At 72.0% G+C, this 17,872-nt stretch carries 14 protein-coding genes; 6 read left to right on the forward strand and 8 right to left on the reverse strand.

Annotated features, from left to right (window positions below; genetic code table 11):
• Window positions 1-32 precede the first annotated feature (32 nt).
• Complete coding sequence (locus ACFWRV_RS13755; RefSeq protein ID WP_384333150.1) at window positions 33-1,058, reverse strand: ATP-dependent 6-phosphofructokinase; 1,026 nt, start codon at window positions 1,056-1,058, stop codon at window positions 33-35.
• A 338-nt stretch (window positions 1,059-1,396) separates the two neighbouring features.
• On the opposite strand from ACFWRV_RS13755, the gene pta reads away from it, so the two are divergent.
• The 3 genes from pta to pyk all read left to right on the forward strand — a co-directional run bounded on the left by pta (window position 1,397) and on the right by pyk (window position 6,269).
• On the forward strand, window positions 1,397-3,478 hold the full coding sequence (pta, locus tag ACFWRV_RS13760; protein ID WP_384333153.1) for a phosphate acetyltransferase: 2,082 nt from the start codon (window positions 1,397-1,399) through the stop codon (window positions 3,476-3,478).
• A 41-nt stretch (window positions 3,479-3,519) separates the two neighbouring features.
• Complete coding sequence (locus tag ACFWRV_RS13765) at window positions 3,520-4,764, forward strand: acetate kinase (RefSeq protein ID WP_384333358.1); 1,245 nt, start codon at window positions 3,520-3,522, stop codon at window positions 4,762-4,764.
• A gap of 74 nt (window positions 4,765-4,838) precedes the next feature.
• Window positions 4,839-6,269 carry a pyruvate kinase gene (gene pyk, locus ACFWRV_RS13770; protein ID WP_384333156.1) on the forward strand — a complete coding sequence of 477 codons (1,431 nt, stop codon included), beginning with the start codon at window positions 4,839-4,841 and terminating at the stop codon, window positions 6,267-6,269.
• A gap of 109 nt (window positions 6,270-6,378) precedes the next feature.
• Here pyk and ACFWRV_RS13775 read toward each other — a convergent pair whose 3' ends face one another.
• From ACFWRV_RS13775 to ACFWRV_RS13790, 4 genes are all read right to left on the reverse strand, one after another.
• Window positions 6,379-7,731, reverse strand: a complete 1,353-nt coding sequence (locus ACFWRV_RS13775; RefSeq protein ID WP_384333159.1) for a hypothetical protein — start codon at window positions 7,729-7,731, stop codon at window positions 6,379-6,381.
• Window positions 7,721-8,272 (reverse strand): DUF6114 domain-containing protein, encoded by a 552-nt coding sequence (locus tag ACFWRV_RS13780; RefSeq protein ID WP_384333162.1) that lies wholly within the window; start codon window positions 8,270-8,272, stop codon window positions 7,721-7,723. The genes ACFWRV_RS13775 and ACFWRV_RS13780 overlap by 11 nt, the downstream gene beginning before the upstream one ends.
• A gap of 95 nt (window positions 8,273-8,367) precedes the next feature.
• Window positions 8,368-9,021, reverse strand: coding sequence for a DUF6230 family protein (locus ACFWRV_RS13785; RefSeq protein WP_384333165.1), 654 nt, complete (start codon window positions 9,019-9,021; stop codon window positions 8,368-8,370).
• Between the two features lie 651 nt (window positions 9,022-9,672).
• Window positions 9,673-10,623 (reverse strand): tetratricopeptide repeat protein, encoded by a 951-nt coding sequence (locus ACFWRV_RS13790; RefSeq protein WP_384333168.1) that lies wholly within the window; start codon window positions 10,621-10,623, stop codon window positions 9,673-9,675.
• A 454-nt stretch (window positions 10,624-11,077) separates the two neighbouring features.
• Here ACFWRV_RS13790 and ACFWRV_RS13795 point away from each other — a divergent pair, with 454 nt between their 5' ends.
• On the forward strand, window positions 11,078-11,704 hold the full coding sequence (locus ACFWRV_RS13795) for a TetR/AcrR family transcriptional regulator (protein WP_384333171.1): 627 nt from the start codon (window positions 11,078-11,080) through the stop codon (window positions 11,702-11,704).
• A 6-nt stretch (window positions 11,705-11,710) separates the two neighbouring features.
• Here ACFWRV_RS13795 and ACFWRV_RS13800 read toward each other — a convergent pair whose 3' ends face one another.
• Window positions 11,711-12,715: a GDP-mannose 4,6-dehydratase gene (locus ACFWRV_RS13800; RefSeq protein WP_384333174.1), complete on the reverse strand. Its 1,005-nt coding sequence runs from the start codon at window positions 12,713-12,715 to the stop codon at window positions 11,711-11,713.
• The gene (gene murG / locus ACFWRV_RS13805) at window positions 12,712-13,863 is read right to left on the reverse strand and encodes an undecaprenyldiphospho-muramoylpentapeptide beta-N-acetylglucosaminyltransferase (protein ID WP_384333177.1); all 1,152 of its coding nucleotides are present in this window, start codon (window positions 13,861-13,863) and stop codon (window positions 12,712-12,714) included. Before murG ends, ACFWRV_RS13800 begins: the two co-directional genes overlap by 4 nt.
• Window positions 13,864-13,936: 73 nt before the next feature.
• Between murG and ACFWRV_RS13810 the strand changes: the two genes are divergently transcribed.
• Both ACFWRV_RS13810 and ACFWRV_RS13815 read left to right on the forward strand, forming a co-directional pair.
• Window positions 13,937-14,641 (forward strand): response regulator transcription factor, encoded by a 705-nt coding sequence (locus ACFWRV_RS13810; RefSeq protein WP_384333361.1) that lies wholly within the window; start codon window positions 13,937-13,939, stop codon window positions 14,639-14,641.
• A complete protein-coding gene (locus tag ACFWRV_RS13815; RefSeq protein ID WP_384333180.1) occupies window positions 14,638-16,068 on the forward strand; it encodes a sensor histidine kinase in 1,431 nt (476 codons plus the stop codon). The genes ACFWRV_RS13810 and ACFWRV_RS13815 overlap by 4 nt, the downstream gene beginning before the upstream one ends.
• A gap of 11 nt (window positions 16,069-16,079) precedes the next feature.
• Here ACFWRV_RS13815 and ACFWRV_RS13820 read toward each other — a convergent pair whose 3' ends face one another.
• Window positions 16,080-17,780: a methylmalonyl-CoA mutase gene (locus tag ACFWRV_RS13820; protein WP_384333183.1), complete on the reverse strand. Its 1,701-nt coding sequence runs from the start codon at window positions 17,778-17,780 to the stop codon at window positions 16,080-16,082.
• Window positions 17,781-17,872 lie beyond the last annotated feature (92 nt).

Raw genomic sequence — 17,872 nt, forward strand, 5'->3', positions numbered from 1 at the left:
TCCGGCTTCTCCCGAAGGCCCCGGGGGAGGTCCTAGAAGACCGACTCGGCCTCGTACATCCGCTCGGTGGGCACCCGCTTCAGCTGGGTGACGGCGTCGGCGAGCGGGACCATGGCGATGTCGTTGCCGCGCAGGGCGGTCATCCGGCCGAAGTCGCCGCGGTGGACGGCCTCCACCGCGTTCCAGCCGAAGCGGGTGGCGAGCACCCGGTCGTACGCGGTGGGCGTGCCGCCGCGCTGGACATGGCCGAGAATGACCGGCCGGGCCTCCTTGCCGAGCCGGGTCTCCAGCTCGACGGCCAGGCGGTTGCCGATGCCCTGGAAGCGTTCGTGGCCGTACTGGTCGATCGCGCCCTTGGCGTACGGCATGGAGCCCTCGGCCGGGTGCGCGCCCTCGGCCACGCAGATGACGGCGAACTTCTTGCCCCGCGCGAACCGTTCCTCGACCATCTTGACCAGGTCGTCCACCTGGAAGGGGCGCTCGGGCAGGCAGATGCCGTGCGCGCCGCCGGCCATCCCGGACTCCAGCGCGATCCAGCCCGCGTGCCGGCCCATGACCTCGACGACCATGACGCGCTGATGGGACTCGGCGGTGGTCTTCAGACGGTCTATGGCCTCGGTCGCGACGCCCACCGCCGTGTCGAACCCGAAGGTCCGGTCGGTGGAGGAGATGTCGTTGTCGATGGTCTTCGGGACGCCGACGACCGGCATGCCCGCGTCCGAGAGCATGCGGGCCGCGGTGAGCGTGCCCTCGCCGCCGATCGGGATCAGCGCGTCCAGGTCGTAACGGCGGGCCAGCTCCTCGCAGTTCTCGGCGGCCTCGCGCAGCCGGTCGCGCTCCAGGCGGGCCGAGCCGAGGATGGTGCCGCCGCGGGCGAGGATGCCGCTGACCGCGTTGAGGTCGAGGGGGCGGTAGTAGCCGTCGAGGAGCCCTTTGAAGCCGTCCTCGAAGCCGATGACCTCGTCGCCGTGGCCCACGACGGCCCGGTGGACGACCGACCGGATCACTGCGTTCAGGCCGGGGCAGTCGCCGCCCGCGGTGAGAATTCCGATGCGCATCGAGGTGTGTCTCCTGCTCCTAGTAACCGCGCTTTCCGGGGGCCGGCCCGGGGCCGGTCCCGTGCCCTGAACCACCACGATTCTCCCACGCCGCACACGGACCCGGCGCTTACGGCCGGGCCGGGGGCGCCCGTGGGCAGGAGGATTCCGAAGGGCGGGACCCCCGACCGCGGGCTGCCGGGACCTCCGGCGGGCGGTATAGCGGCCCCCGCAGGTATCGTCAAGAGGCAATGCACGCCAATGCCGCACCCGGCGGAACACCGGGCGGGCACGGGGGCAGCACCGCACGTCCGGACGCCCCGCGGGTCGCGGCACCGAACAGGGACGGGAGAGCACGCGTGGCGCGGAGCGTGTACGTGACCGGGATCGACCGGGGGGACGGCCGTCAGGTCGTCGAGCTGGGAGTCATGGAGCTTCTGACCCGTCAGGTGGACCGGGTCGGGGTCTTCCGCCCGCTGGTCCATGACGGACCCGACCGGCTCTACGAGCTGCTGCGGGCCCGCTACCGGCTCTCCCAGAGCCCGGCCACCGTCTACGGTCTGGACTACCACGAGGCCTCCGCCGTGCAGGCGGAGAAGGGCACCGACGAGCTGGTCTCGCGGCTCGTCGAGCGGTTCCACCAGGTGGCCAGGGAGTACGAGGCGGTCCTCGTCCTGGGCAGTGACTTCGCGGCCACCCAGCTCCCCGACGAGCTGGCGCTGAACGCCCGGCTGGCCAACGAGTTCGGGGCCTCGGTGATCGCGGTGGTCGGCGGCAAGGACCAGACCGCGGAGTCCGTCCGCGCCGAGACCCGTAACGCCTACCGCGCCTACGCGGGCCTGGGCTGCGACGTGCTGGCGATGGTGGTGAACCGGGTCGCCGCCGAGGACCGCGCGGCGATCGCGGAGCGGCTCGCGGCCCGGCTGCCCGTCCCCGTCTCCGTGCTGCCGGACGACCCGGCGCTCTCGGCCCCGACGGTCGCGCAGATCACCGCGGCGCTGGGCGGCACGGTGCTGCTCGGCGACGACTCGGGGCTGGCGCGCGACGCGCTGGACTTCGTGTTCGGCGGGGCGATGCTGCCGAACCTGCTGAACGCGCTGACGCCCGGCTGCCTGGTGGTCACCCCCGGGGACCGCGCGGACCTTGTGGTGGGCTCGCTGGCCGCGCACAGCGCGGGCACCCCGCCCATCGCGGGCGTGCTGCTGACCCTGGACGAGCGCCCCGGCGAGGAGATACTCACCCTGGCCGCCCGGCTCGCGCCGGGGACCCCGGTCGTGTCGGTGGCCGGCGGATCCTTCCCCACCGCCGCCGAACTCTTCACCCTCGAAGGCAAGTTGAACGCGGCGACCCCGCGCAAGGCGGAGACCGCCCTCGGCCTGTTCGAGCGTCATGTCGACACCGGCGCGCTGCTGGAGCGGATCTCGGTGGCCCGCAGCGGCCGGGTCACGCCGATGATGTTCGAGCACGAGCTGCTGGAGCAGGCCCGGTCCGACCGCAAGCGCGTGGTGCTGCCGGAGGGCGCCGAGGAGCGGGTGCTGCGCGCCGCCGACGTGCTGCTGCGCCGGGACGTCTGCGACCTCACCCTGCTGGGCGATGTGGACGTGATCCGCAAGAAGGCCGCCGACCTCGGCATCGACCTCGCCGAGACCCAGCTGATCGACCCGCACACCTCGGAGCTGCGCCAGACCTTCGCCGAGCGGTACGCGGAGCTGCGCGCGCACCGCGGGGTGACGGTGGAGCTGGCGCACGACGTGGTGGCGGACGTGAACTACTTCGGCACGCTGATGGTGCAGGAGGGGCTGGCCGACGGGATGGTGTCCGGGTCGGTGCACTCCACGGCGGCCACCATCCGCCCGGCGTTCGAGATCATCAAGACCAAGCCGGACGCGTCGATCGTCTCGTCCGTCTTCTTCATGTGCCTGGCCGACAAGGTCCTCGTGTACGGCGACTGCGCCGTCAACCCGGACCCGAACGCCGAGCAGCTCGCGGACATCGCGGTGCAGTCGGCGGTGACGGCGGCCCGCTTCGGCGTGGAGCCGCGGGTGGCGATGCTGTCGTACTCCACCGGGACCTCCGGCTCCGGCGCGGACGTGGACAAGGTGCGCGAGGCCACCGAGCGGGTCCGGGCGGAGCGGCCCGAGCTGCGGGTGGAGGGCCCGATCCAGTACGACGCGGCGGTCGAGCCGACCGTCGCGGCGACGAAGCTCCCGGACTCCGAGGTGGCGGGCCAGGCCACCGTGCTGATCTTCCCGGACCTGAACACCGGCAACAACACCTACAAGGCCGTGCAGCGCTCGGCGGGCGCGGTGGCGGTCGGCCCCGTCCTCCAGGGTCTGCGCAAGCCCGTCAACGACCTCTCGCGCGGCGCGCTCGTCCAGGACATCGTCAACACGGTGGCGATCACGGCGATCCAGGCGCAGAGCGAGGAGAGCCCCGCATGACCTCGATCCCCGCCCCCGACCACGAAAGCACGGCAGCCCCTGTGGAACCGCACCGCGTCCTCGTCCTCAACTCCGGCTCCTCGTCGGTGAAGTACCAGCTCCTCGACATGCGCGACCGCTCCCGGCTCGCCTCGGGCCTGGTCGAGCGGATCGGCGAGGAGACCTCGCGCCTGGCGCACACGCCGCTGACCGGCGGCGGCGCCGAGCCCCGGGAGCGTACGGGCCGGATCGCGGACCACGACGAGGCGCTCAAGGCGGCGGCCGAGGAGCTGGCGGCCGACGGCCTAGGCCTGGACTCCCCCGAACTCGCCGCGATCGGGCACCGGGTGGTGCACGGCGGGCTGCGGTTCAGCGAGCCGACCGTGATCACCGACGAGGTGCTGCGGGAGATCGAGCGGCTCGTCCCGGTCGCCCCGCTGCACAACCCGGCGAACATCACCGGCATCCGCACCGCGCAGGCGCTGCGGCCGGACCTGCCGCAGGTCGCGGTGTTCGACACGGCGTTCCACACGACGATGCCGGAGGCGGCCGCACGGTACGCGATCGACGTGGAGACCGCGGACGCGCACCGGATCCGCCGCTACGGCTTCCACGGCACCTCGCACGCGTACGTCTCGCGGAAGACGGCCGAGCTGCTGGGCAAGGCCCCCGAGGAGGTGAACGTCATCGTGCTGCACCTGGGCAACGGGGCGTCCGCCTCGGCCGTCGCGGGCGGGCGGTGCGTGGAGACCTCGATGGGGCTGACGCCTTTGGAGGGGCTCGTGATGGGTACGCGCTCCGGGGACGTCGATCCGGCGGTCGTCTTCCACCTGAAGCGGGTGGCGGGCATGTCGGCCGACGAGATCGACGTCCTGCTGAACAAGAAGAGCGGGCTGGTCGGCCTGTGCGGCGACAACGACATGCGGGTGATCCGCCGCCGGATCGACGAGGGCGACGAGCGGGCGGCGCTGGCGTTCGACATCTACATCCACCGGCTGAAGAAGTACATCGGCGCCTACACGGCGGTGCTCGGCCGGGTGGACGCGGTGGCGTTCACGGCGGGGGTCGGGGAGAACGCGGCGCCGGTGCGGGAAGCTGCCGTCGCGGGCCTGGAGGAGCTGGGCATGGCGGTGGACGCCTCGCTCAACTCCGTACGGTCCGGGGAGCCGCGGCTGATCTCGCCGGAGTACGCCCGGGTGGCGGTCGCCGTGGTCCCGACGGACGAGGAGCTGGAGATCGCCGAGCAGACCTTCGCGCTCGTCGCCCCGTCGGACGCCGTGCAGGACCCCGGGCACGGCGACAACTGAGCACCCCCGCGCCCCTTTGTATCTTCCACCAGACGGAATATTCCGCAGCGAAACAAACCGATAGGATCCGCCTCATGCGCCGTTCCAAAATCGTCTGTACCCTCGGTCCCGCCGTCGACTCGCATGAGCAGCTCGTCGCTCTGATCGAGGCCGGCATGAGCGTGGCCCGTTTCAACTTCAGTCACGGCTCCCACGAGGAACACCAGGGCCGTTACGACCGTGTCCGCAAGGCGGCCGCCGAGTCCGGCCGCGCGGTGGGCGTGCTCGCCGACCTCCAGGGCCCGAAGATCCGGCTGGCGAAGTTCGCCGAGGGCCCGGTCGAGCTGGTCCGCGGGGACGAATTCACCATCACCTCCGAGGACGTCCCCGGCGACAAGTCGATCTGCGGCACGACCTACAAGGGTCTGCCCGGCGACGTCACCAAGGGCGACCCGATCCTGATCAACGACGGCAACGTCGAGCTGAAGGTCGTCGCGGTCGAGGGCCCCCGGGTGAAGACCATCGTCATCGAGGGCGGGGTCATCTCCGACCACAAGGGCATCAACCTGCCCGGTGCGGCGGTCAACGTCCCGGCCCTGTCCGAGAAGGACGTCGAGGACCTGCGCTTCGCGCTGCGGATGGGCTGCGACCTGGTCGCCCTCTCCTTCGTCCGGGACGCCGACGACGTCAAGGACGTCCACAAGGTGATGGACGAGGAGGGCCGCCGGGTCCCCGTCATCGCCAAGGTGGAGAAGCCGCAGGCGGTCGAGCACATGGAGGGCATCGTCGCGGCGTTCGACGGGGTGATGGTGGCCCGCGGCGACCTGGCCGTCGAGTACCCGCTGGAGAAGGTCCCGATGGTGCAGAAGCGCCTGGTGGAACTGTGCCGGCGCAACGCCAAGCCGGTGATCGTGGCGACCCAGATGATGGAGTCGATGATCACCAACTCGCGGCCGACCCGCGCCGAGGCGTCCGACGTCGCCAACGCGATCCTGGACGGCGCGGACGCGGTCATGCTGTCCGCCGAGTCCTCGGTGGGCGCGTACCCGATCGAGACGGTCAAGACGATGTCGAAGATCGTCTGCGCCGCCGAGGAGGAGTTGCTCTCCAAGGGCCTCCAGCCGCTGGTCCCCGGCAAGAAGCCCCGTACGCAGGGCGGTTCGGTGGCCCGCGCGGCCTGCGAGATCGCGGACTTCCTGGACGGCAAGGCCCTGGTCGCCTTCACCCAGTCCGGCGACACCGCCCGCCGCCTCTCCCGCTACCGCACGGCCCAGCCGATCCTGGCCTTCACCACGGACGAGAACACCCGCAACCAGCTCGCCCTGAGCTGGGGCGTCGAGTCCCATGTCGTCCCGCACGTGGACAACACCGACGCGATGGTCGACCTCGTCGACGCGGAGCTGCTCAAGCTGAACCGCTACAGCGACGGCGACACGATGGTCATCACCGCCGGTTCGCCCCCCGGTGTCCCCGGCACCACCAACATGGTCCGGGTGCACCACCTGGGCGGCGGCGAGCGGGACTGACCCGCGACGCCCGCCCGGTAGCGACGACCGTGGCCCGCACCCCCTCCTGACGGGGGATGCGGGCCACGGTCGTGTGCGGCTCCCGGACGGGATCGGGGGCGGCGGGCTGCTAGCCGTTGCCGCCGTCCAGGTAGTTGTTCAGTCCGGGAACGGTGAGCGTGCCGCCGAACTGGCCGGCCTGGGTCACCTTCACCTTGGTGAAGAAGGCGAAGGGGACGTTCAGCGGCGGCGGGGTCTCCGGGCTGAAGGTGATCGGGATGAGGCCGAAGAGGTTGCCCTTCAGCTCCTCCGTGTACATCGTCACCTCGCCGTCGCGGATCGTCGACGTGGAGCCGGGCCGCGACTTCACATGGCCCGTCGTACCCCCCGGACCGACCGTCAGCTGGTGCAGGTCCTTGATGTCGATGGAGCTGGCGGTGAACTTCAGCACCTTCTTGATGCTGCCGTCCGCCTTCTTCACCTCGACGATGCCGTGGTAGTCCAGGCCGTTGAGGGTGAGCAGCGTCGACTCCAGGGTCCACGGGTCGGACGGGAGCAGCGGGATGCCGGGCTCCAGTTCGGCCGCGGCGAGCGCGTCCGCGTCGCGCTCGGGGCACGGAAAGCGGGGCTTCGCGCCGTCCGGGATGTCCTCGTCCTTCTTGGGGTCGAGTCCCTTGACGTCCTCGCCGAGCTCCTCGACGTCCTTGCCGGCCTTCTCCGCCGCCTCGCGGATGGCGTCGGCCGTCTTGTCTGACGTCTCCTTCGCCTGGTCCGCCGCGCCCTCGGCCGGGTCCTTCGGCTCTTCGGACGGCTTCGGGGCCTTCGTCGTGGGGCTGGGGGACGGGCTCGCGGACTGGCCGTCCTTGTCGGCCGGCTTGTCGCCCTCGGCTTCGGCCTCGGCCTCGCCCTTGTCCGCGCCTTCGTCCTTGTTCGGCCCGTCGAAGAGGTCCTTGAGGGCGTCGCCGAGTCCGAGCGGGTCGAGGGGGTTCTTCGACGTGGTGGGCGTCGGGGTCGCGGAGGGCTTCTCCTCCGCGGACTGCGCCGACGTGTCCGCGTCCTCGTCGGGCTTCGCGTCGGCCGAGGGGTCCTTGTCCGCGTCGGTGGCCGAACCGCTCGCCGAGGGCTTCGGGGTAGCGGTGTCGCCGGGCTCGGCGTCCTTGCCGGCCTCGTCCTTCGCCGTGGCCGACGGGGACGGGGTGGCCTCGGGCGACTCGGACTCGCTCGGCTCGTCGGACCGGGTGACGCAGGGGCCCGGCGCGAACGGTATGTCGGCGCGGTCGTCCGCCAGGGCCAGCTTGGGCGTCAGCCCCATGCCCACGAAGACCGCCGTCGGCATCGCCGCGAGCGCCAGCGCCTTCTTGCCGCTGGGCAGGTGGAGCTTGGTCAGCAGCGACTTCCGGGGGGCCGCGTGACGGGGGCCCTTGCGCTCGCGGAGTTCGTCGCCGGGGTAGGCGTTCGTCCGCTGTCCGTCGTCACCCCGCACGATGCCTCCCGCCCTCGGCGTCGGCTGCCGGATCCACTCCGGCGCCCTGCTGCTGGGGCACGGCCGCCGCGCCCTGGAGCTCGCCCTCCGGGCGCTCCTCGTACGGCAGATCCTTCGCGGGCGCGGCCTGCTCGGCGCTCTTCGGGTCGCCCGGCGCCCAGGAAACGGACAGGGCTCCGCCGATGAGGGAGAGCAGGAACCCGATCATGAAGCCGCCGATGTTGGCGACGGGGAGGGAGATCAGCGCCAGCAGGATGGCCGCGACACCCGCGAACACCCGGACGATGTGGTGGAACCACATCGTGAAGCCGAGCGTGATCAGCAGGACCCCGATGATCAGGGACCCGGCGCCGGCGGTCGTGGACATCGCCAGCGTCATATTGCCGAGGTGCAGGTCGGCATAGGGGAAATAGGCGATGGGAAGGCCACCGGCCATGGTGAACAGGCCGGCCCAGAACGGGCGGTTGCCCCGCCAGGCGCGGAAGCGTCGCCGATAGACGCTGATGTGGTGCTCGTTCTGCCCTGTGGACTCGGGGCTCATGGAAAACAGCTCCCTGGAACCGGTACTGCCGTGAGAAGGAAGGTGGGGGTGGCCGGAGAGCCCTCGGCGGACGTTCCGGCCACCCGGGCCGAGTGCTAGAAGCACTCCTCGACGCCCGTGTGCAGCCTCAGCTTCAGGTCGCTGAGCTTGAAGGTGCCGGCGGTGGTCGCCCACGCCGTCTGCTCCACGCGGGTCAGCACGGCCGTGTCGGCGCGCTGCGCGAAGCCCGCACCGTTCGCCTGCGTACCGGGCTGGATGCCGATGCTGTTCGGCCTGTCCTTCTTCTTCAGCGAACCGGCCGCGACACCGATGTCGATGTTCCCGAACTCGGCGTCGGCGTCCAACTCCGAGATGTCCAGGTAGAGGTTGGTCGCCTCGACCGGCTTCTTCGGGTTGGTACCGGCGTTCAGCTTGAGGCTGATGGGCTTGTTGATGAACGGGACCTTCGGCGTGACCACCGACTGGCACATGTTGGTGATCGTCGCACTGCTGAAGCCCGACACCGCGACCGCGTGCGCCGCTTCCTTGCCTTCGAGGTCCTTACCGACCGCGACGCTGCCGTACTGGACGAAGTCCTGGCCCTCCAGCCGGTCGGTGCTGACCTTGAAGCTCTGGCCGGAGACGCTGAACGACGCCGCCAGCGCACCCTGTGCCAGGCCTATGCCCACCGCGGCCGTCGCGGCGACGCTCGGCACCATGACCAGAGCGAACCGCTTCCATCTCGTCCCACCGCGAACCTGGGAACTCATACTTGCTCCTTCTTCTCGGACGTACATCTCCGGCCGGGCGTCGTGCCCGTCCTGGGATGGGAGAAGTGCTACGTCCTCGGGAAGGAGAGCGCCCGTATCGGAGACGTGTCCCGCATCCGATCCACCGGCGTTCACCCCCGAGCGACAACCACTGGCCGCGCGTTCAGCACAGCCGGTCGGACAGGCCCCGCCTGTGAGCGGGAACCCCCCTGTCCACAGCCGGCGCCACTGCCGCCGGCCCACCCGGTGGGGACCCAACAGACCCTCGGACACCGGCTGGAGGCCGGGCGGAAGGTATGGGACCGAGCGTGGCCGATCGTGGTCCATTCACGGCCCCGGCACAAGGGGGATCGTTACTGGCTAGTAACGGCCCGATAACCGCAGGGCGACAGGGTGGCATCACGCGGCGACGCAGGGTGGCACGAAAGGGACATCGGAATAGCGGGAAACTTCCTGGAAACCGGACAGAACCACTCCGCCGCCTTACTGCGAGTAACAGCTTGCATCTTTGTCAAGTTTTGGTAAAGCAAGGGCCTTTGGCGGCCTTCTTTGGCGTCGAGACGACAAAACGGCCGCTCCGCCCGGGGGCGGTGCGGCCGTCTTGTCACATCGAAACAACCGGGCTCGTCCGGAGCGGACGGCGGGCCGGTCTCAGAACAGGACGCGGGCCAGCGCGGTGCGCGCGGCGGTGACCCTGGGGTCCTCCGGACCGATCACCTCGAACAGCTCCAGCAGCCGCAGCCGGGCGGCGTTCCGGTCGTCGCCGGCCGTGCGGCGGACCGCCTCGACGAGGCGCCCGAAGGCATCCTCGACATGACCGCCGACCAGGTCCAGATCGGCGGCGGCGATCTGGGCGTCCACATCGCCCGGATTCTCCGCGGCTTCCTTGCGGACCGCCTGCGGGTCCATGCTCTGGACGCGGCCGAGCAGCTCCGCCTGGGCCAGCCCCAGCTTGGCCTCCGGGTTGCCCGGGTCGTCGGCGAGCACGTTCTTGTACGCCTGGACCGCGCCGCCGAAGTCGTTGGCGTCGAGCGCGGACGCGGCGGCCTCCAGCAGGGCGTCGTACGGGCCGGCCGGCACTTCGGCGGGGGCCGCGTCCGGCTCTCCGGCATCCGGGTCGACGACGATCCCGGTCAGCCCGAAGCGCTCCTCGCCGACCTGGATCAGCTGGTCCAGCGTCTCGCGGATCTGGGCCTCGGGGGCCGCGCCCTGGAAGAGCGGGAGGGCCTGCCCGGCGACGACCGCGAAAACGGCCGGAATGCCCTGGATGCCGAACTGCTGCATCAGCATCTGATTGGCGTCGACATCGACCTTGGCCAGCAGGAAGCGGCCGTTGTACTCGACGGCCAGGCGCTCCAGCAGGGGGCCCAGCTGCTTGCACGGCTCGCACCACTCGGCCCAGAAGTCGATGACGACGGGGACCTCGGCGGAGCGCTGGAGGACATCGCGCTCGAAGCCGGCTTCGTCGACGTCGATCACCAGGGCCGCGGGCGCGACGGCGCCGGCGCCTCCGGTACGGGAGGCCGCGGCGCGGGCCTGCTCCGCCTTGGCCTTGGCCTCACCGGCCGCCTTGACGGCGGCGAGGTCGACAACGCCGCTCATGGACATGTTCCTAGGCTGCATACGTACATCCTCCCCCCTGAGCGCACCGTTCCGAAAAGCGAGTGCGAGAACCGGCCCGGCCCGGGGCCCCCACCGGCGTGCGGGGGCGGACGGGCCGAAGCGGCAGCGGGCCCCTGAAAGGCCCGGCGAGGCCCGGAAAAGGCCCCGGTGAAAACGGTCGGGCCCCTGAAAGACCCGGGTGGACCTGCCGGATCCCCATCCGGCCGGTCCGTGCGGCCCCGGGTCCCCACCCGGCGCCTGGGGTCCTCGTGAGAACCCCGGTGGCTGTCGCTCGTTCGTTCCGTGGCGTACGGGACGGGCTGACCGCCTTCCTTACGCTACGACCCGTAGCGTAACTGCCGATCAGCCCGCCGGAACAGGTGGTGCCGGTGATCTGTCTCACGGACACCGGGGCACAACCGTTCTCCCTACCGACCGGTATGGTCGCCGCATCATGAGCGACACCGACCCCAAAGCCTCCCGAACAGGGCGTCCGCGCAGCACCGCGGCCGATGCCGCGATCCTTGAGGCGACGCGGGCGTCCCTGGTGGATCTCGGCTGGTCGAAGCTGACGATGGGCGATGTGGCGACCCGGGCCGGTGTCGCCAAGACGACCCTCTACCGCCGCTGGGCGGGCAAGAACGAGCTGGTCGTGGACGCGGTCGCGGTCCTCTTCGACGAACTGGAGCTCCCCGACCGGGGCAGCCTGGCCGCCGATGTGCAGGGCGTCGTGCTCCAGTTCGCCGCCCTGCTGGAGCGGCCGGAGGCCCGTACGGCGCTGATGGCGGTGGTCGCCGAGTCCACCCGCGACGACTCGCTGCGCCACCGGATCCGCTCGGCCATCGTGGACCGGCAGAAGCGGCTCGTGCTGCTGGGCCGGGAACGCGCCCAGGCCCGCGGCGAGCTGCGGTACGAGGACGACGCCTCGACGGCCGCCCGCAACGCGGACCTGATCTTCGACGTGATCGCCGGGGCCGTGGTGCACCGCACCCTGGTGAGCGCGGAGCCGGTGGACGCCGAGTGGGCGAGCGGCTTCACCTCGCTGCTGCTGCTGGGGCTGGCCGGGGCCCAGGCGGCCTAGGGCCTGTCAGACCTGGTAGCGCCCGGGGGCGAAGAGGTGCAGGTGTTCCGCCACCCAGGCCGAGGTCCGCTCCAGCCCTTCCTCCAGGGTGACTTCGGGCTCCCAGCCGGCCCAGGTGCGGGCGCGGGTGTTGTCGGAGAGCAGCCGGTGCACCTCGCTGCCGGAGGGCCGCAGCCGCGCCGGGTCCACGACGATCTCGGCGTCCCGGCCGGAGGCGGTGACGAGGGCCTTCGCGAGGTCCCCGACCGAAATCTCCCGGCCGGTACCGAGGTTGACGCTCTCCCCCAGCGCCCGGTCGCAGTCGGCCAGCGCCAGGAAACCGGCCGCGGTGTCGGTGACATACGTGAAGTCGCGGGTGGGGGCCAGCGAGCCGAGGCGGATCTCCCGTGCCCCGGAGTGGAGTTGGGCCAGGATCGTGGGGATCACGGCACGTGCCGACTGGCGGGGCCCGTAGGTGTTGAACGGCCGCACGACCGTGACCGGCAGCTCGAAGGCGTGCCAGTGGGACAGTGCCATCATGTCCGCGCCGATCTTCGAGGCGGAGTACGGGGACTGCGGCTGGAGCGGGTGCTCCTCGCTGATCGGGGCGGTCAGGGCGGTCCCGTAGACCTCGCTGGTGGAGGTGTGGAGGAGACGCCGGACGGAGTGGCGGCGGCAGGCCTCGGCGATGTTCTCCGTGCCGACGACGTTGGTGCGGACGTACGCGCCCGGGGAGTCGTAGCTGTAGGGGATGCCGATGAGCGCGGCGAGGTGGAAGACGGTGTCGCAGCCCGCGACCGCGTCCATCACCCGGCCCGCGTCGCCGACGTCCCCGGCGATGAACTCGACCGGGCCGTGCGGGTCGTCGAGGTAGCGGGCGAGGTGGCCCTTGTCGGCGTACGGCTTGTAGTGGACGAACGCCCGGACGCGCGCGCCGCGTTCGACGAGCAGGTCCACGAGCGTGGAGCCGATGAAGCCCTCGGCCCCGGTGACAAGGACCGTGCGGCCGGTCCAGTCGATGTTCTCGTTCATGAGGTGAACTCCTTCGCTGTAGCGGGTTGTCCGGCGAGGCGGATGACGGTTTCCGCCAGCAGGTCGGCGGCGCGGGCGTGGTGGCCCGGGTCGGCGGCGCGCCCCATCACGGCGAGCCGCGCGGGGTCGGCGAGCAGCGGGTCGATCAGTTCGGCGAGGCGGTCGGCGGTGGTCTCGGCGTCGGGGACGAGGTGGGCGGCCCCGGCGTCGGAGAGGACCCGGGCGTTGTGGGTCTGGTGGTCGCCGGGGGCGTGCGGGTAGGGCACGAGGACGGCGGGCACCCCGGTCGTGGCGAGTTCGGCGATCGTGGCCGAGCCCGCCCGGCAGACCACCAGGTCGGCGACCGCGTAGGCCAGGTCCATCCGGTCCAGGTACGGCACGGCCTGCGCGACGGGCCCCGCTCCGGCGTCGATCAGCTTCCGCCGGGTCTCGGCGAGCGCGGCCGGACCGGTCTTGACCAGGAGGTGGACGTCCCCGCGGCCCCGCCACCGGGCGGCGAGCCCCACGGCTGCGGCGGTGAGGCGGGCCGCGCCGAGGCTGCCGCCGTTGAAGAGGACGACCCGGGCCCCCTCGGGTATCCCGAAGGCGCGCCGGGCCTCCTCGCGCAGGGCCGGCCGGTCCAGGGCGGCCAGGGACGCGGCGATCGGCATGCCGACGGTCAGCGCCCGCTCGCCGCCCGAGAGATGGGCTCGGCTGCCGTCGAAGGCGACGGTGAGGTGTTCGGTGAGCCGGGCGGCGAACTGGTTGGCCCGGCCCGGGACCGCGTTGGACTCGTGGATCACGCTGGGCAGCCCGGCCATCTTCGCGCCGACGATCGCCGGGGCGCTCGGGTAGCCGCCCATGCCGACGACGACCTGCGCCTTCTGGGTGCGCAGGACCGAGCGGGCCTGGGCGCCGGAGCGCAGGAGCGCGGCCGGGAGGAGGAAGCGTTTCGCGCCGAGCGCGGGGTCGAAGGGGATCATGTCGACGGTGTGCAGCCGGTAGCCGGCCGCCGGGATCAGGCTCGTCTCCAGACCGCGTTCGGTGCCGATGAAGGAGATGACCGCGTCCGGGTCGGCGCGGCGCAGGGCCTCGGCGAGGGCGAGACCGGGGTAGATATGGCCGCCGGTGCCGCCCGCACCGATCACGACGGAGAGTGGTGTGCGCATGGCCGCCACTCTCGGCGGGCGGCCTAAGAGGGTTCTAAGAGTCCGGTTTGGCAGGCTTCGGGGTATGAGCGGCATGAGTGGCGTGAGCGGCCCGCGGAGTACGGGCCGGATTCTGGTGGCCGAGGACGAGCCGGACGTGCGGGCCGCCGTCGAGGACGGGCTGAGCGTCGAGGGGTACGAGGTCCGGGGCGTCGGCGACGGCCTGGCCGCGCTGTCGGCGGTGGCCGCCTGGGAGCCGGACGCGCTGGTCCTGGACGTGATGATGCCGGTGCTCGACGGGCTCGCGGTCTGCCGGAGGCTGCGGGCGATGGAGGACCGGACGCCGGTGCTGGTGCTGACCGCGCTGTCGTCGGTGAGCGAGCGGGTGGACGGTCTGGAGGCGGGGGCCGACGACTATCTGGTGAAGCCGTTCGCCCTGGACGAACTGGTCGCGAGGGTGCGGGCGTTGCTGCGGCGGGCCGCGCCGCCGGCCCCGGACGGGGACCTGGCCTTCGCGGATCTGACGCTGGATCCGGTGACACGGAGCGGGCGGCGCGGCGGCCGCCCGATGGAGTTCTCCCGCACCGAGGCCGCGCTGCTGGAGCTGCTGCTGCGCCACCCGGGGCAGGTGCTGGCGCGCGAGGTGATCCTGGAGCGGGTCTGGGGCCAGGACTTCGGGCCCGACTCCAACTCGCTCGCGGTGTACGTGGGTTATCTGCGGCGGAAACTGGAGGCGGGCGGCGAACCACGGCTCGTCCACACGGTGCACGGGCTCGGCTACCGGCTGGACGTGGCGTGAGCGGGGTGCGGCGGTTGGGCTCCCGGTGGCGGCGTCGGCGCCCCCTCCGTACGCGGCTGGCCCTGGCGGCCTCGGCGGCGGTGGCGCTGGTCGCGGTCGGGGTGTGCGCGGCGGCGTTCTTCGTCATCCGCTACGAGCTGCTGCACCAGCTGGACCTGTCCCTCACCCAGTCGGCGACCCGGGTGGTCCAGGAGAACCGGGGCGAGGGCCCGCAGATCGTGGCGGGCGAGTGCCGTTACCTCTCCGCGCCCGCCTGCGCGCAGATCGTCCCGGCCGACCCGGCGGCGGACCCGGAGGCCGCGTATCTGCTGCCCGTCTCCGCCCCCGTACGCGAGGTGGCGACGGGGGCGAGGGCCCCGTACTACAGCAACGTGAGCCGCTTCGGGCAGCCGCTGCGGATGCTGACCACCCCGTTCGGGGACGGGCGGGCGCTCCAGGTGGCGCTGCGGGCGGACCCGGTGGAGAAGGGCGTGCGGCAGGCGGCCGTGCTGCTGGCGGCGGTCGGCGGGGCGGGGGTCCTGCTGGCGGGGCTGCTCGGGTACGCCGTCTCGCGCACCGGCCTGGCCCCGGTGGCCCGGCTGACCTCGACCGCCGAGCGGATCGCGGCGACCCGGGACCCGCGCCACCGCATCGAGCTGCCGCCGGGGCCGCCGGGCCGGCAGGACGAGGTGACCCGGCTGGCCGCCAGCTTCAACACGATGCTCGGCGAGCTGGAGCAGTCGGTGAGCTCCCAGCGCCGGCTGGTCGCGGACGCCTCGCACGAGCTGCGGACCCCGCTGACCGCGCTGCGGACCAACGCGGAGCTGCTGGCCCGCGGCGACCGGCTGACGCCCGCACAGCGCAAGCGGGCGTCGGGGGCGCTGGGGCGGGGGATCCGGGAGGTGACCGGGCTGGTGAACGACCTGATCGAGCTGGCCCGGGACGAGGAGCCGCTGCCGCTCCTGGAGGAGGTGCGGATCGCGGAGGTGGCGGAGCACACGGTGGCCAGGGCCCGGACGCACTGGCCCCGGACGCCTTTCCCGCTGGAGGTGGGGGCGGGGGCGGCGGACGCGGTCCGGCCCGGGGTTCCGGCGCGGCTGGCCCGGCTGCTGACGAACCTGCTGGACAACGCGGCCAAGTTCAGCCCGCCGGGCACCCCGGTGGAGGTCGGCCTGACCGCCTGCCAGGACGGCCTTGAGCTGACGGTCCGGGATCACGGGCCGGGCATCCCGGCCGCCGACCTCCCGTACGTCTTCGACCGCTTCTACCGCGCCGAGGCGGCGCGGGCCCTGCCCGGCTCGGGTCTCGGCCTGGCGATGGCCCGGCAGATCGCCCGCGCGCACGGGGCGGAGCTGACGGCGGGGGCGGCGCCGGGCGGCGGGGCGCTGTTCACGCTGACGTTCGGACAGGGCCCGCCGGCCGGCCCGACGGGCGGTGGCGGGCCCTGACGACCCGGCCCTCAGAAGCCCGGCGGCTCCGTGTAGACGCCCCACTCCTCGCGCAGCACACCGCAGATCTCGCCGAGCGTGGCCTCGGCCCGTACGGCGTCCAGCATCGGCGCGATCATGTTCGAGCCGTCGCGGGCGGAGGCGAGCATCGCGTCGAGGGCGGCGCTGACCTTGGCGTCGTCGCGGGCGGCCTTGCGGTCGGCGAGCTGGCTGACCTGGTCGCGCTCGACCTCGTGGCTGACCCGGAGGATCTCCAGGTCGCCGGTGACCGAGCCGTGGTGGACGTTGACGCCGACGACCCGCTTGTCGCCCTTCTCCAGGGACCGCTGGTACTGGAACGCGGACTCGGCGATCTCGCCGGTGAACCAGCCGTCCTCGATGCCGCGCAGGATGCCGGAGGTGATCGGCCCGATGGGGTGCTGCCCGTCGGGGTGGGCCCGGGTGCCGCGCTCCCTGATCTGGTCGAAGATCTTCTCGGCCTCGGCCTCGATCCGGTCGGTGAGCTGCTCGACGTACCACGAGCCGCCCAGCGGGTCGGCCACGTTGGCGACGCCGGTCTCCTCCATCAGCACCTGCTGGGTGCGCAGGGCGATCTCGGCGGCCTGCTCGGAGGGGAGCGCGAGGGTCTCGTCCAGCGCGTTGGTGTGCAGCGAGTTGGTGCCGCCGAGGACGGCGGAGAGCGCCTCGACAGCCGTCCGTACGACGTTGTTGTACGGCTGCTGCGCGGTGAGCGAGACCCCGGCCGTCTGGGTGTGGAAGCGGAGCCACTGCGCCTTGTCGGTCTGCGCGCCGTACGTCTCCTTCATCCAGCGGGCCCAGATGCGGCGGGCGGCACGGAACTTGGCGATCTCCTCGAAGAAGTCGAGGTGCGCGTCGAAGAAGAAGGAGAGCCCGGGGGCGAAGGTGTCGACGTCGAGACCGCGCGAGAGGCCCAGCTCCACGTAGCCGAAGCCGTCGGCCAGGGTGTACGCCAGCTCCTGCGCGGCCGTCGCTCCGGCCTCGCGGATGTGGTAGCCGGAGACGGAGAGCGGCTTGTAGGCGGGGATGGAGGCGGCGCAGTGCTCCATCAGGTCGCCGATGAGGCGCAGATGGGGCTCGGGCTGGAAGAGCCACTCCTTCTGCGCGATGTACTCCTTGAAGATGTCGGTCTGGAGCGTGCCGTTGAGCACGCCCGGGTCGACGCCCTGGCGCTCGGCGGCGACCAGGTACATGCAGAAGACGGGCACGGCCGGGCCGCTGATCGTCATGGAGGTGGTGACGTCGCCGAGGGGGATGTCACCGAAGAGGATCTCCATGTCGGCGGCGGAGTCGATGGCGACCCCGCAGTGGCCGACCTCGCCGAGCGAGCGCGGGTCGTCGGAGTCGCGGCCCATGAGGGTGGGCATGTCGAAGGCGACGCTGAGTCCGCCGCCGCCCGCCGCGAGGATCATCTTGTAGCGCTCGTTGGTCTGCTGGGCGTTGCCGAAGCCGGCGAACTGGCGGATCGTCCACGTACGGCCCCGGTAGCCGGTGGCATGCAGCCCGCGGGTGAAGGGGTACTCCCCCGGCCAGCCGATCCGCTCGAATCCCTCGTACGTGTCACCGGGGCGGGGCCCGTACGCGGGCTCGACCGGGTCCCCGGAGAGCGTGGTGAAGTCCGCGTCACGCTTGCGGGCCTTGTCGTAACGGGCCTGCCAGCGGAGGCGGCCTTCCTCGATCGCGTCAGCGTCCATACCCTCGAATTTACTAGGACGTCCTAGTAAATGTCGATGGCAAACCGCCCGGCGCTTTGTGCGCGGGGCGGTCGGGGTGTGCCGGACGGGCC

The sequence above is a fragment of the Streptomyces sp. NPDC058576 genome, from assembly GCF_042718715.1.
In the GTDB taxonomy this organism is placed as follows: Bacteria; Actinomycetota; Actinomycetes; order Streptomycetales; family Streptomycetaceae; genus Streptomyces.